Here is a 13,894-nt window from a genome sequence, read left to right as displayed (position 1 = left end):
AGCATTTTTTAATCATATCCAGACATGAACCACGACAAGAACGTCACCACCACCATCGGCCACCTGATCGACGGCCAGCCCGTTGCCGACACGGCGCGCACCCAGCCGGTGTTCGACCCCGCCACCGGCGAGTCCCACACGAGCGTGGCCCTGGCAAGCAAGGCCACGGTGGAACAGGCCATCGCCTCGGCCCAGGCCGCCTTCCCGGCCTGGCGCAACACCCCGCCGCTCAAGCGCGCGCGCGTGTTGGGCAAGCTGAAAGTCCTGCTCGAGGACAACGCCGACAAGATCGCCGCCCTGATCACCGCCGAGCACGGCAAGGTGCTGGCCGATGCGCATGGCGAGCTGCAGCGCGGCATCGAGAACGTGGAGTTCGCCAGCTACGCGCCCGAGCTGCTCAAGGGCGAGCACAGCCGCAACGTGGGCCCGTCCATCGACTCCTGGAGCGAATTCCAGGCGCTGGGCGTGTGCGCCGGCATCACCCCGTTCAACTTCCCGGCCATGGTGCCGCTGTGGATGTGGCCCATGGCCGTGGCCTGCGGCAACACCTTCGTGCTCAAGCCGTCGGAGCGCGACCCGTCCTCGACGCTGTTCGTGGCCCAGCTCGCGCTCGAAGCCGGCCTGCCGCCCGGCGTGCTCAACGTGGTCAATGGCGACAAGGAAGCGGTGGACACGCTGCTGGCCGACCCGCGCGTGAAGGCCGTGAGCTTCGTGGGCTCCACGCCCGTCGCCGAGTACATCTACGCCGAAGGCTGCAAGCACGGCAAGCGCGTGCAGGCCCTGGGCGGCGCCAAGAACCACGCGGTGCTGATGCCCGATGCCGACGTGGGCAACGCCGTGAGCGCGCTGATGGGCGCGGCCTATGGCTCCTGCGGCGAGCGCTGCATGGCCATCCCCCTGCTCGTCGCCGTGGGTGACGAGGTGGGAGACGCCGTGGTCGGCGGGCTGAAGGCCGAGATCGCCAGGATGAAGGTCGGCCCCGGCACGGACAACGGCAACGACATGGGCCCGCTGGTCACCCGGCAGCACTTCGAGAAAGTGAAGTCCTATGTGGACAGCGGCGTGGCCGAAGGCGCGACCCTGGTGGTGGACGGCCGGGGCGTGCAGGTGGCCGCAGGCCATGAGAACGGCTACTTCCTGGGCGCGTGCCTGTTCGACAACGTCCGGCCCGGCATGAAGATCTACCAGGAAGAGATTTTCGGCCCCGTGCTGGGCGTGGTGCGCGTGAAGACGCTGCAAGAGGCGATGAACCTGATCGACGCCCACGAATACGGCAACGGCACCTGCATCTTCACGCGCGACGGCGAAGCCGCGCGCTACTTCACCGACCACATCCAGGTCGGCATGGTGGGCGTGAACGTGCCCCTGCCCGTGCCCGTGGCCTACCACTCGTTCGGCGGCTGGAAGCGCAGCCTGTTCGGCGACCTGCACGCCTACGGGCCCGATGCCGTGCGCTTTTACACCAAGCGCAAGACCATCACGCAGCGCTGGCCCTCGGCCGGCGTGCGCGAAGGCGCAGTGTTCAGCTTCCCCAGCAGCCGCTGACCGAGCCCCCGCGCCCAGGCCAAGACGCCCCGCAGCCGCCCCGGCTGCGGGGCGTCTTGCCTTGTGGGGGATTGCAGCCGATGGGGTCATGGCTGATCCACCCATATAAGCAGATTCGCTTACTAGGGTTTTCACGACCACCGCCCTACAATCGCAGACCCTTACAAAGCTGACAGCCACTGCAGCGCCTCTGCAGCCCGGTTTTTGCACCCACCCCCTGAGTTGGAGACACTGAATGCCCGAGAACACCACGGCCCAGAACAACAACAACGATTCCGACAAGCGCGCCCAGCTGCGCCGTGCCGCTCTCGAGTACCACGAATTTCCCAAGCCCGGCAAGATCGCCATCGCCGCCACCAAGCAGATGGTGAACCAGCACGACCTGGCCCTGGCCTACTCGCCCGGCGTGGCCGCGCCCTGCGAGGAGATCGTGAAGGACCCCGCCAACGCCTTCCGCTACACCGCGCGTGGCAACCTGGTGGCCGTCATCAGCAACGGCACCGCCGTGCTGGGCCTGGGCGACATCGGCGCGCTGGCCTCCAAGCCGGTGATGGAAGGCAAGGGCGTGCTGTTCAAGAAGTTCGCCGGCGTGGACGTGTTCGACATCGAGATCGACGAGAAGGACCCGGCCAGGCTGGTGGAGGTGATCGCCGCGCTGGAGCCGACGTTCGGCGCGATCAACCTCGAAGACATCAAGGCACCCGACTGCTTCTACGTGGAGCGCGAACTGCGCAAGCGCATGAAGATCCCCGTCTTCCATGACGACCAGCACGGCACGGCCATCACCGTGGCGGCGGCCATCGTGAATGCGCTCAAGGTGGCGGGCAAGAAGATCGAGGACGTGAAACTGGTCACCAGCGGCGCGGGCGCGGCGGCGCTGGCCTGCCTGAACCTGCTGCTCAAGGTGGGCGTGCAGCGCAAGAACGTGTTCGTCACCGACCTGGCCGGCGTGGTCTATGAAGGCCGCGAAGAGCTGATGGACGACGACAAGCGCCAGTTCATGCAGAAGACCGAGGCCCGCAAGCTGGCCGAGGTGATGGTGGGCGCGGACGTGTTCCTGGGCCTGTCGGCGGGCAACGTGCTCAAGCCCGAGATGGTGGCCACGATGGCCGAGCGGCCGGTGATCTTCGCGCTGGCCAACCCCAATCCGGAGATCACGCCCGAGCTGGCGCACAGCGTGCGCGGCGACATCATCATGGCCACGGGGCGCTCGGACTACCCCAACCAGGTGAACAACGTCCTGTGCTTCCCCTACATCTTCCGGGGCGCGCTGGACTGCGGCGCGACCACCATCACCGATGAGATGGAGATCGCCGCCGTCCACGCCATCGCCGACCTGGCCCAGGCCGAGCAAAGCGAGGTGGTGGCCGCGGCCTACGTGGGCGAGAAGCTGACGTTCGGCCCCGAATACCTGATCCCCAAGCCGTTCGACCCGCGCCTGATGATGAAGATCGCGCCGGCCGTGGCCCAGGCCGCCGCGGACAGCGGCGTGGCGCAGCGCCCCATCGCCGACATGGACGCCTACCGCGACCGGCTGCAGACCTTCGTCTACGCCTCGGGCACGACGATGAAGCCCATCTTCGACGCCGCGCGCACCGCGGCCCGCAAGCGCGTGGCCTACGCCGAGGGCGAAGAGGAACGCGTGCTGCGCGCCGCGCAGATCGTGGTGGACGAGAAGGTGGCCCGTCCCACGCTGATCGGCCGCCCGGCCATCATCGCCCAGCGCATCGAGAAATTCGGCCTGCGCCTGAAGGAAGGCGTGGACTACGACGTGGTCAACACCGATTTCGACCACCGCTACCGCGACTTCTGGCAGACCTACCACCGCATGACCGAGCGCAAGGGCATCACCCAGCAGGTCGCCAAGATCGAGATGCGCCGGCGCCTCACGCTCATCGGCTGCATGATGCTGCACAAGGGCGAGGTGGACGGCCTGATCTGCGGCACCTGGGGCACCACGGCCAACCACCTGCTCTACATCGACCAGGTGATCGGCAAGCACGCGGGCGGCGCCGACAGCACGGCGCAGGACGTGCCCGTGTATGCCTGCATGAACGGCCTCATGCTGCCAGGGCGCCAGGTCTTCCTGGTGGACACGCACGTCAACTACGACCCCACGCCCCAGGAGCTGGCCGAAATCACCGCGCTGGCCGCGGAGGAAATGATGCGCTTTGGCATCAAGCCCAAGGCCGCGCTCCTGTCGCACTCCAATTTCGGCACCAGCAACCACCCCAGCGCCGTGAAGATGCGCCAGACGCTGGAACTGCTGCGCCAGCAGGCGCCCTGGCTGGAAGTGGACGGCGAGATGCACGGCGACGTGGCCTTGGACGGCAAGGCCCGTGCGGCCCTCATGCCCAGCAGCGAACTGACGGGCGACGCCAACCTGCTGGTGTTCCCCAACATCGACGCGGCCAACATCGCCTACAACCTGCTCAAGACCGCTGCGGGCGGCGGCATCGCGATCGGCCCGGTGCTGCTGGGGGCAGCCAAACCGGTCCACATCCTGACGCCCAGCGCCACCGTGCGCCGCATCGTGAACATGACAGCCCTGACCGTGGCGGATGCCAACGTGTCGAGATAAGCCCAAAATAGATAGCAAGCACTAACTTAAAAAGCTGCTTGCCCCCTTCAGCGTCTGCCCAATCTTTGTGCAGACGCTTGCTTTTTGGGGGCCGTTGAGCGACACTAGCGGCTCGAAATTTCGGGTTAACCCGTAGTTTCTGAAAGGTTCGTTGATGCTGAAGGCTGTAGCCACCCGGGCGCGCAAAGCAGGGTTTTTGTGTGTTTTGGGTGTTGCGTTCGTGTTGTCCCCGGTGGCGGGGCATGCCCGGAAATCCCCGTCCACCGACGGTTCCCTCACCCCCATCGCACTGGCCGAGTTGCCGCCCCAAGGGCGTGCGACGTATGCGCTGATCCGTGAGGGGGGCCCCTTTCCGTATGACAAGGACGGATCGGTTTTTGGTAATCGCGAGCGGCTGTTGCCCGCCCACAAGCGGGGCTATTACCGTGAGTACACCGTCAGAACGCCAGGATCGCGCGACCGGGGAGCCCGGCGCATCGTGTGCGGCGGCAAGCCCCGGGTTCCGGACGCCTGCTACTACACCGGCGACCACTACGCCAGTTTTCGCGAGATCGTCGAATGACCCCCGATGCGGTGCACGCAGACCAGAAGAACCCTGGCAGCGCACACCGCGCCACCTTGAATCCCCCACGCGCAGGCCGCATTCCGCAGCCTTGCGAGAAGCCAGAAGTTTGTGGACTTTATAAAGAAAGAGTAGCGGAGATGCAGACGCCACTTCGTAAAGACCTGGAAACGCCACTGCGTGGCGTGCGCACCAACATCGTGCAGTCCATTCGCGCCTTCCGCGTGCAGGACCTGCAGGATGCCGCCACCTCCATGGGTCACCATTTCTTGTACGCCAACCTGGCCCACGCACAGTCCAAGCAGGATGTGCTGGACCTGATTGCCGGGCAATTCACCTTCCCGTCGCACTTCGGCAAGAATTTTGATGCGCTGTACGACTGCATGACGGATCCCTTGCACAAATCGGGCCCGCAGCCTGGTTTCATCGTGGTGCTGGAGCAGATCCCCGCCACCGGCAAGTTCGACAAGGAAGCGCGTGAACAGCTGCTCGATATCTTCCGCGACGCCGCCGACTATTGGGGCGACCGAAAAATCCCCTTCCGCTGTTTCTATTCTTTTCTGTAGCCCGTTCTGCATCCACCAGCCAAGCAGAACGGGCGAACGAGGCTACCGGCACCCAGGGTGTCGAGGGCATTGAGATCGCCGCGGAGCCCGCCGAGAAAATGCCGACCGACAAGCTCGTCGACGTGTCCCCGATGGCGCTGCGCATGAGCAGCCCTTTCAACGCCGGCTACTGGCTTTCGGCTGCCTGAGTCTGGCGGCTCATCCCCCTGAGCGGCTGCGCGCCGCTTCCCCCTTCTCCCGGCGTCGCCGGAAAGGGGGGATGCCCTCACTGCGGGGCGCCCCTTGCCTGGCATCCTCCGCTCGGGCCGTGCCAGTGGCTGTCATCTTAGTCAAATCAGACTCTAGCGCTTATCCATCAAGCGCGAGCAGCTATTGATTCAAGAGCACTGCTGTGCCAAGGCCACAAACTCGCTCACCGGAACCTCCTCGGCGCGGCGCTGGGTGTCGAAGGTGCCGGCGAACTGGCGCGCTTCGAGCCAGCGGCCCAGCGTGTGGCGCAGCAGCTTGCGGCGCTGGCTGAAGGCGACCTGCACCAGCTCTTCCAGAAGGGGCACCGACAAGGGCGCGGGCTCTGCGTGCGGCACCATGCGCACCACGGCGCTGTCCACGCGCGGGGGCGGGTCGAAGCTCTCCGGGGGAACGAACAGCACGTTTTCCATGGCGTAGCGCCATTGCAGCATCACCGACAGGCGCCCGTAGTCGCTGGTGGCAGGCTGGGCCACCATGCGGTCGATCACTTCCTTTTGCAGCATGAAGTGCTGGTCTTCGATGACCTGCACATGGTCCAGCAGATGGAACAGGATGGGCGTGGAGATGTTGTAGGGCAGGTTGCCCACCACGCGCAGCCGCAGGCCAGGCTGCGCGGCCTTCTCGCGCATCGCTTGCGCCAGCGCGGTGAAGTCCACCTTGAGCACGTCGGACTCGATCACCTCCAGCTGGCCATGCAGCCGCAGGCGCAAGGCCAGGTCGCGGTCCAGCTCGATGACCGTGAGGCGCCCCAGGCGCTCCACCAGGGGCTGCGTGAGCGCCGCAAGGCCCGGTCCGATCTCGACCATGGGCTGGCCCGGCTGGGGCGCAATGGCCTGCACGATGTCTTCGATGATGCCCTTGTCGGACAGGAAATGCTGCCCGAAGCGCTTGCGGGGGATGTGCTTCATGCCATTGGCCCGCTGGTGCTGTCGATATGCCGGGAGACGGCATGCGAGCTGTGCAAGGGCGGCCAAGCCGCGCAGGCGGCGCTTCGCCGGGGGGCGCTGGCGGGGGCCCCTCCCTTCCCGCATCGCGCAGCGATACGGAAGAAGGAGGAGGAAGGTGCGCAGCGCCTCGGGGGAACGTACTCCATCTTCATTGCGGCGGGTCGCGGTATTCCACATACGCGCGCCCGCGCAGTTCCTGCGCCCAGGTGGCGTAGGCCTCGTCCAGCTTCTTCTCGCGCACCGTATCGCGCGCCATGTCGCGCTGCTCGCGCTGCGTGAGCTTGGCCTCGCGGCGCTCGAGCAGCTGGATCAGGTGCACACCGAAGCGCGACACCAGCGGCTCGCTGACATCGCCGGGCTTGAGGCTGTTCAAGGCCTGCTCGAATTCGGGCACGTAGCGGCCCGGATTGGCCCAGCCCAGGTCGCCGCCCTCCTTGGAGCTGCCGTCCTGGGAATGCTCGCGCGCCAGCGCCGCGAAGTCGGCCTGGCCCGCCAGCACGCGGCGCCGGTAGTCCGCCAGGCGCGCCGCCGCGGCGGACTCCGTCAGCTGCGGCCCGGTGCGCAGCAGGATGTGGCGGGCATGGTTCTGCACCACCGTGGTGGGCACGCCCGCCGTGACGCGCTCCACCACCTTGAGCACGTGAAAGCCCGCCGGCGACCGCACGGGCCCGACGATGCTGCCCACCGGCAGGCCCAGCGTGGAGTTCACGAACAGTTCGGGATACCGGTCCGCCGGGCGCAGGCCCAGCAGGCCTGCGGCGCGCTGCCCTTCGGGCGCGTCGGAGAACTCGCGCGCGACGGCCGCGAAGTCCTCACCCGCGCGCACCTTGTCGGCCGCGCGCTGGGCGCGTGCCTGGCGCTCGGCCACCTGCACGGGGCTGGCATTCTCGGGGACGAGGACGAGCACGTGCCCCAGGTTGATCTCCATCGAGGCCACATCGGCGCCCCGTTGCTGCTCGCGCAGGTACTGGTCGATGTCCAGGTCGGACACCTTCACGCGCGCCTCCACTTCACGTTCGCGCAGGCGCTGCTGCAGCAGCTGGTTGCGCAGCTCTTCACGGAAGCGCTCCTTGCCCATGCCGTCCCGCGCGAGGCGGCGGTAGAGGTCGTCCACCGTCATGTTGTTCTGCCGGGCCACGCCTTGCTCGGCCTGCGACACGGCGAAGTCATCCACCTTGACGCCGGACTCCTTCGCCTGCTGCAGCTGCACGCGCTCCAGGATGATCCGTTCGAGCACTTCACGGGCGAGCAGGTCGCGCGGCGGCATGGCGCCCCCCTGCTGCGCCAGCTGTGCCTCGGCGCGCGCGAGCCGCGAGCGCACCTCGTTGTTGGTCACGGGTTCGGAATTGACCACGGCCACGATGAAATCCGCCTGACGGGGCGCCGAACTGCTGCCGCTGCCCGCCGCCGTCTCCGCGGGCAGCGTGATCGAAGGTGCGGCCGCCGGGCGCGCCGTCAGCCCCTTGCCTGCAGGCGCGCCGGAAGGGCGCAGGCCCTGGGCCAGGGTGCCCTGGGACATCAGGGAAGCCAGGGTGGCAATGGCCAGTGCGATGACACGGTGATTCATGGCGTTAAGCGTTAGTCATAGTTGCTGAAACGGCTGGGCGTTGTCACCTGCTCGCGCAGGTTCTGGTAGCGCGGCACATTTTGCTTGAAGGTATCCAGGGGGCTGGAGCCCAGGCTCAGGCGGGAGAAGCCCACGAATTCGATCTGGAACAGCAGGCGGGTGTTGGACGTGGTGACACTGCTTTGCAGGCGCTCGAGGACCACGCGGCCGATCCAGCAGCAGCTGTCGTACTCAAAGCCCACCACGGTGTCCACGAGTTTGCGGTCCTGCAGGCTGTAGTTCAGTCGCCCGACGCTGTACCAGCGCCCGCCGCCCTGGCCACGGCCGGCGGCGCCGGATGGCTTGTTGTTGTGGGTCTCGCTGCTGCCCCACAGCGCGTCCAGCGGCCATTGCCAGCCAATGTCGATCTGCTCGCTGGTGCCGCGCTGCAGGCGGTAGGCGGCGCTCACGGTGCGGTAGTTGCCCGGGCTGTAGCGCGCACCGATGGTCGAGCGGATGGAACGGCCGGTCTTGGGGTTGTACTGCACGGTGGAGTCAAAGCCCCACTGCGGCGTCCAGGTGATGCCCGCGCCCAGCAGCAGGTCCGACAGGCGCTCGCTCACGGGCGCGCCGCCCGGCAGCGTCACCTGCTGGTCGGAGAAACGAACGCGTTGCGCAACGCCGAAGCGCGCGGCCTCGGCGCCCGTGTTCGGGTCCAGCAGCCGTGTGCTGAGGCCCAGGGTGAGCAGGTTGTTGTCGGCCAGCCGGTCGTTGCCCCCGAAGGCGTTCTCGGTGTAGATGGTGGCGAAATTGAAGTCGTTGGCCGCCGTGTCGTACACGGGCAGGCGGCTCTGGTCACGGTACGGCGTGTACGTGTAGAAAGCACGCGGTTCCAGCGTCTGCAGGAAGGCGCGGCCGAAGTATGCGGCGTCGCGCTCGAAGACCAGGCCGCTGTCCAGGCTGAAGGTGGGCAGCGCGCGGCTGGCCGAACGCTCGCCATTGGACAGCGGGGTATCGAACTGGTACTGCGTGGCGTGCAGCTGCAGGCGCGGCGTGACGAAGCCCCCGGGCGACAGGAACGGCCGGCTGATCTGCGCCATCGCATAGCTGCGGTGGGCATTGGGCTGGCCCGTCAGCTCGCGGGCCGCCTGGAAGCGCGTGGTGTCCAGCTCCACGCTGGCATCCACCCCGCCACCGAGCTGCGAGGGGGCATAGCGCCATTGCAGCTGGGGCATGCGGTCGTAAGGCGGCACGATGGGAGAAGTCACGTCCTGCAGCGTCTGCCACTTGAGGGTGCGCACGCTCGCGGACATGTCATTGCGCGCCCAGGACAGCGTGGCATCGCCGGGCAGCAGGCGCTGGCGCAGAAGCTCGGAGGCGCGGCCGAAGTCGCGCCAGTAGTTGTCATCGCTGACGCGATTGAGGTTGAGGTTGAGCCCCACCCCGCCGATGCCGGTGTTGAAAGCACCCTGGTGCTGTCCCGAAAAGCTCCACCGCATGCGGTCGCGCAGGCGGTCGGTGGGCATGACGTCGGCGCTGACCTGGCCGGAATAGCTCGGCTCCAGGTAGCGGAACTCGCCCCCCAGGTTGGCGCCGCGCTTGGTCATGAGGGCGGCGCGCAGCGTGGCATCGCGGTTGGGCGCGATGTTCCAGTAGTACGGCTGCATGTAGGCCACTCCGTCGCGGCTGTCCAGGCCGATGGTCGGGGGCAGCAGGCCGGACTTGCGCTTGTCCGACAGCGGGAAGGTGATGTACGGAATCGGCAGCAGCGACACGCCCTTGAACTCCAGCACCGCGTCTTCCGCCGTACCCACCTCTTCCTCGTTGTCGATGCGGATGGTGGCGGCGCGCAGCACCCAGTCGGGCCGCCAGCTTTCTTCATTGCCGCGCTCGCACGTGGTGTATGTGGCGTTGTGCACCACGGCCCGGTCGCGGTCGATGAAATCCACGCGCGTGGCATCGCCGTGCGCCTGGGTGGCCAGAAACTTGTACCGCGCGTCGCTGAAGAAGCCCTCGAACGCATCCACCCGCAGCTCCAGCGCCGTGCCTTCGTACACATTGCCCGCGCGGTTGATGCGCACCTGCCCGCTGGCCTTGGCCAGGTCTTCGGGCACGTTGTAGTCCAGGCGGTCGGCGCGGATCACGGTGTCGCCCCGGCGCAATTCGGCATTGCCTTCGATGACGGCGTTCAGGTCGGTCTGGCCGCTGATGTGGTCACCCTTCACGAACACCGGCAGCTGGGGGCGCACGGCGTCCGGAATCTTTTCCTGCAGCAGCGGCGAGGTGCGCAGCGCGGGCGGTGCATCCCAGGCGCTGGGCGGGGGGGCCTCCGCCGCCTGCGCCAGCGCGGAGAGCGGCAGCCCGCACCAGGCCAGCGCCACGCCATAGGCCAGGGCCCGGGGCACGGGCGCGCGCAGCCGCACGGCCTTCGCCGTGGCGGGCCGGGTCCGGGGGGAAGGGGTCTGCACGGTAGGGGGCTTGCGGCGTGGCACGTGGGACGATGGGCAGGGGCGGATGAAAGAAGGACCCGCTCACCACGGAGGCGGGGAGCGGGTTTGTAAAATCGGATTATCCATGAGCCACCCATCCTCCCCTTCTCCCGCCTGCCCGCCCCCGGGCATGGCCGTGGCAACCCCCGCAACTTGTACCGTGGCCTGGCCCGACGCGGCCCGCCAGACAGCCTTCGAAGCCTGGCTCGCCCCCCTGGTGGGCCCGCACCAGTTGCTGCCCGCCACGCTGCGCCCGGCGTCGGCCGATGCGAGCTTCCGCCGCTACCTGCGCATCGACAGCGCCACGGGCAGCAGCCGCATCGTGATGGATGCCCCGCCCCACCAGGAGAACTGCCGCCCCTTCGTGCAGGTGCAGGGCCTGATGGCGTCCGCGGGCCTGAACGTGCCGCAGATCCTGGCCTGGGACGAGCCCGGCGGGTTCATGCTGCTGTCGGACCTGGGGCACCGGACGGTGATCGAGCTGCTGGACCCCGGGCAGCCCCAGGCCGCCTACGCCTGGTACCAGCAGGCCACCGATGTGCTGCTGGACTGGCAGAAGGCCTCCCAGCCCGGCGTGCTGCCGGCCTACGACGAGGCGCTGCTGCGCCGCGAGCTGGCGCTGTACCCCGACTGGTACCTGGGCCGACACCGCGGCGTCACGCTGGACGACCAGCAGCAGGCCACCCTGGGCAGCGCCTTCGATGCCATCGTGGCGCACAACCTCGCTGCGCCCCAGGTCTACGTGCACCGCGACTTCATGACGCGCAACCTGATGGCCCCCGTCGAAGAAGGCGCGCCCCTGGGCGTGCTGGACTTCCAGGACGCCGTCTACGGTCCCATCACCTATGACATCGCCAGCCTGCTGCGCGACGCGTTCATCAGCTGGGAAGAGGAGTTTGTCATCGACATTACCGTGCGTTACTGGGAAAAGGCGCGCAAGGCCGGGCTGCTGGGCGCCCGCAGCGCCAGCGGCTGGGGCGATGACTTCGGCGAGTTCTACCGCTCGGTGGAATGGATGGGCCTGCAGCGCCACCTCAAGGTCGCGGGCATCTTCGCGCGCCTGACCCTGCGCGACGGCAAGCCCAGGTACCTGGCCGACGCGCCGCGCTTCATGGCCTACATCCGCGCCACGGCCAACCGCTACCGCCAGCTGGGGCCCCTGCTCAAGATGCTCGACCAGATCGAGGGCACCGAGCCGGTCACGGGATTTGCCTACGGCCGGATGTAGGGGCGCCACCGGGCGCATGCCAGGAAAAATCGAGTCCAATCAGGCTGTAGCGCTTGTCCTTCAAGCGCAAACAGCTATAAATTAGGTAGCAAATGCCCCGTTTCCACTGCCCGGCCCTTCTGTCCACCGGCGCCGAGCTGGACCTGCCCCCGGGCGCCGCGCGCCATGTGCAGGTGCTGCGCCTGCAGCCGGGCGATGCCATCACGCTGTTCCACGGCGGCCAGGACGGGGGCGACCCGGGCGGCGAGTTCGACGCCACCGTGCTGCGCATGGGCCGCAGCGACGTGCGCGTGCTGGTGGGCGCGCACCATGCCACCGAACGCGAAGCCGCGCGCACGGTGCACCTGCTGGCGGGCATCACCGCCAACGAGCGCATGGACTGGCTCGTCGAGAAAGCCACCGAACTGGGCGTGGCCAGCATCACGCCCCTGGTGGCCGAGCGCAGCGTGCTCAAGCTCAAGGGCGAGCGGGCCGAGAAAAAAATTGCCCACTGGCAGGCCGTGGCCGTGGCCGCCTGCGAGCAGTGCGGCCGCAACCGCGTGCCCGTGGTGCACGGCGCCGTGGACCTGGCCAGCTGGGTGCGTGCGCGGCAGGCGGGTGGCGCCGGGGCCGAAGCGGTGGCACAGCGCCTGCTGCTGTCGCTGCGCGCGGGCACCGCGCCACTGCATGCGGCGGCGGCCCCCGCCGGGCCCGTGGTGTTTCTTTCCGGCCCGGAAGGCGGCCTCTCCGGCGCCGAGGAAGATCTGGCGCTGCTCCACGGCTTCGCCCCGGTCACGCTGGGGCCGCGCGTGCTGCGCGCCGAGACGGCGCCGCTCGCGGCCCTGGCGGCGCTCACGCTTCTCGCGGGCCCGTGAGGGGTTCACCCAGGCTGTACGCAGGGCGGCCCCCGCCCTAGAATGAACCGCAGAGCACCGGCAGCCGCCCGCCCGCGCGCCGCTGGCCCCGCGTTCCGCGCGATCCCACCACACTGGCAGGAGTTTCCATCTTGCGCACATCTTCCCGCCGGCGCCGCCTCAGGGATGTGGTTCTGTCGACCGATCCCCGGCGGCGCACGCTGGTGAGCATGGCGCTGCTCGCGCTGGCGCTCATGTCCAGCAGCGCGGGCGTGATGCTGCTGGTGTCGATGGCGAGCAGCGCGGTGAACGCCGCCGCCGTGCAGTGGTGGGCCGCCATTTCAGTGGGCGGGCTCGTGGTGATGACGGCGTTCATCCGCTCGGGCGAGACCGCCCGGCTCAACGACCCCTCGCTCACCGTGCCCCAGATGGTCTGGACCATCACCAGCGGCGCCGTGGCCTACGTGCTGGCGGGCGATGCGCGCGGCGTGGTGCCCAGCGTGCTGGCCATGATCCTGTTCTTCGGCACCTTCGGGCTGACCGTGGCCGAGGTCATCGGCATCGGCGTATATGCGCTGCTGGCCTTTGCCTGCGCCGTGGCCGCCACCACCCGTTTCAGCGCCAGCCCATTCGGCTACCTGGACACCGCCTATGCGCTCATGGTGCTCATCGTGCTGGGCGGCAGCATCGCGCTGAACCTGCGCATCCAGCGCATCCGCGCGCGGCTGCGCGAGCAGCGCGAGGCCTTGGCCCACGCCCTCGCCGTCAACCGCGAGCTGGCCACGCGCGACGAGCTCACGGGCCTGCCCAACCGCCGCGCGATGCTCGACCTGATGGACCTGGAGCATCGGCGCAGCCTGCGCAGCGGCCGCCCCATGCTGCTGGCGGAACTTGACATCGATCACTTCAAGCGTGTCAACGACAGCCACGGCCATGCCACCGGCGACCGCGCGCTGCAGGCCTTTGCCGGCGTGGTGCGCGCGAGCGTGCGCGACACCGACGTGCTGGCCCGCTGGGGCGGCGAAGAGTTCGTGCTGATGCTGTCGGACACCCATCTGGACGATGCGCGCGACCTGCTCGAGCGCGTGCGCCTGGCCGTGGCCGCGATGGAGATCCCGCACTCCACCGGCGTGCTGCGCCTGTCCGTGTCGGCCGGCCTGGCGCTGCACCTGCCGGGCGACACGGTGGAGCTCACGCTGGAGCGCGCGGACCAGGCGCTCTACACCGCCAAGTCGCTGGGCCGCAACCGCGTCGTGGTGGCGCCGTCCGGCCCACGGGGCGCGGTCTCGCTCGGCGCCCGGGCTTGACATGGGGCGGCATGCCGCGCGTGCCCACGACCGCGACCTGC

The 13,894-nt window shown here is 68.3% G+C and carries 10 protein-coding genes; 7 read left to right on the top strand and 3 right to left on the bottom strand.

The window, feature by feature from the left end:
* The first annotated feature begins 24 nt into the window (after positions 1 to 24).
* From AC07PV_RS23050 to AC07PV_RS23035, 4 genes are all read left to right on the top strand, one after another.
* Complete coding sequence (locus tag AC07PV_RS23050) at positions 25 to 1,545, top strand: CoA-acylating methylmalonate-semialdehyde dehydrogenase (RefSeq protein WP_494631416.1); 1,521 nt, start codon at positions 25 to 27, stop codon at positions 1,543 to 1,545.
* A 235-nt stretch (positions 1,546 to 1,780) separates the two neighbouring features.
* A complete protein-coding gene (locus tag AC07PV_RS23045) occupies positions 1,781 to 4,126 on the top strand; it encodes an NADP-dependent malic enzyme (protein WP_218297059.1) in 2,346 nt (781 codons plus the stop codon).
* Between the two features lie 154 nt (positions 4,127 to 4,280).
* Positions 4,281 to 4,688 (top strand): guanyl-specific ribonuclease, encoded by a 408-nt coding sequence (locus AC07PV_RS23040; protein WP_218297058.1) that lies wholly within the window; start codon positions 4,281 to 4,283, stop codon positions 4,686 to 4,688.
* 140 nt (positions 4,689 to 4,828) lie between these two features.
* Entirely contained in the window at positions 4,829 to 5,254 is a 426-nt protein-coding gene (locus tag AC07PV_RS23035; RefSeq protein ID WP_010464776.1) for a barstar family protein, read from the top strand.
* Between the two features lie 377 nt (positions 5,255 to 5,631).
* Here the strand turns inward: AC07PV_RS23035 and rsmA are convergent, their stop codons facing one another.
* From rsmA to AC07PV_RS23020, 3 genes are all read right to left on the bottom strand, one after another.
* Positions 5,632 to 6,411 carry a 16S rRNA (adenine(1518)-N(6)/adenine(1519)-N(6))-dimethyltransferase RsmA gene (gene rsmA / locus AC07PV_RS23030; protein ID WP_218297057.1) on the bottom strand — a complete coding sequence of 260 codons (780 nt, stop codon included), beginning with the start codon at positions 6,409 to 6,411 and terminating at the stop codon, positions 5,632 to 5,634.
* Between the two features lie 187 nt (positions 6,412 to 6,598).
* On the bottom strand, positions 6,599 to 8,017 hold the full coding sequence (locus tag AC07PV_RS23025; RefSeq protein ID WP_218297056.1) for a peptidylprolyl isomerase: 1,419 nt from the start codon (positions 8,015 to 8,017) through the stop codon (positions 6,599 to 6,601).
* Positions 8,018 to 8,028: 11 nt separating this feature from the next.
* Positions 8,029 to 10,464, bottom strand: coding sequence for an LPS-assembly protein LptD (locus AC07PV_RS23020; RefSeq protein ID WP_370627751.1), 2,436 nt, complete (start codon positions 10,462 to 10,464; stop codon positions 8,029 to 8,031).
* 106 nt (positions 10,465 to 10,570) lie between these two features.
* Between AC07PV_RS23020 and AC07PV_RS23015 the strand changes: the two genes are divergently transcribed.
* The 3 genes from AC07PV_RS23015 (at position 10,571) to AC07PV_RS23005 (ending at position 13,853) form a co-directional block, all read left to right on the top strand.
* Positions 10,571 to 11,713, top strand: a complete 1,143-nt coding sequence (locus AC07PV_RS23015) for an aminoglycoside phosphotransferase family protein (RefSeq protein WP_370628522.1) — start codon at positions 10,571 to 10,573, stop codon at positions 11,711 to 11,713.
* A gap of 92 nt (positions 11,714 to 11,805) precedes the next feature.
* A complete protein-coding gene (locus AC07PV_RS23010; RefSeq protein ID WP_494631414.1) occupies positions 11,806 to 12,567 on the top strand; it encodes a 16S rRNA (uracil(1498)-N(3))-methyltransferase in 762 nt (253 codons plus the stop codon).
* A gap of 131 nt (positions 12,568 to 12,698) precedes the next feature.
* Complete coding sequence (locus AC07PV_RS23005) at positions 12,699 to 13,853, top strand: diguanylate cyclase (RefSeq protein WP_255590965.1); 1,155 nt, start codon at positions 12,699 to 12,701, stop codon at positions 13,851 to 13,853.
* Positions 13,854 to 13,894 lie beyond the last annotated feature (41 nt).

It is taken from the genome of Acidovorax sp. GW821-FHT09A11 (assembly GCF_059418365.1).
The sequence above is the reverse complement of the archived record's forward strand: the minus strand, read 5'-3'. Positions and strand labels throughout refer to the sequence as shown.

Coding starts and splice junctions, on each gene's coding strand:
- AC07PV_RS23050 (WP_494631416.1), top strand. CDS start 25: ATGAACCACGACAAGAACGTCACCACCACCATCGGCCACCTGATCGAC.
- AC07PV_RS23045 (WP_218297059.1), top strand. CDS start 1,781: ATGCCCGAGAACACCACGGCCCAGAACAACAACAACGATTCCGACAAG.
- AC07PV_RS23040 (WP_218297058.1), top strand. CDS start 4,281: ATGCTGAAGGCTGTAGCCACCCGGGCGCGCAAAGCAGGGTTTTTGTGT.
- AC07PV_RS23035 (WP_010464776.1), top strand. CDS start 4,829: ATGCAGACGCCACTTCGTAAAGACCTGGAAACGCCACTGCGTGGCGTG.
- rsmA (WP_218297057.1), bottom strand. CDS start 6,411: ATGAAGCACATCCCCCGCAAGCGCTTCGGGCAGCATTTCCTGTCCGAC.
- AC07PV_RS23025 (WP_218297056.1), bottom strand. CDS start 8,017: ATGAATCACCGTGTCATCGCACTGGCCATTGCCACCCTGGCTTCCCTG.
- AC07PV_RS23015 (WP_370628522.1), top strand. CDS start 10,571: ATGAGCCACCCATCCTCCCCTTCTCCCGCCTGCCCGCCCCCGGGCATG.
- AC07PV_RS23010 (WP_494631414.1), top strand. CDS start 11,806: ATGCCCCGTTTCCACTGCCCGGCCCTTCTGTCCACCGGCGCCGAGCTG.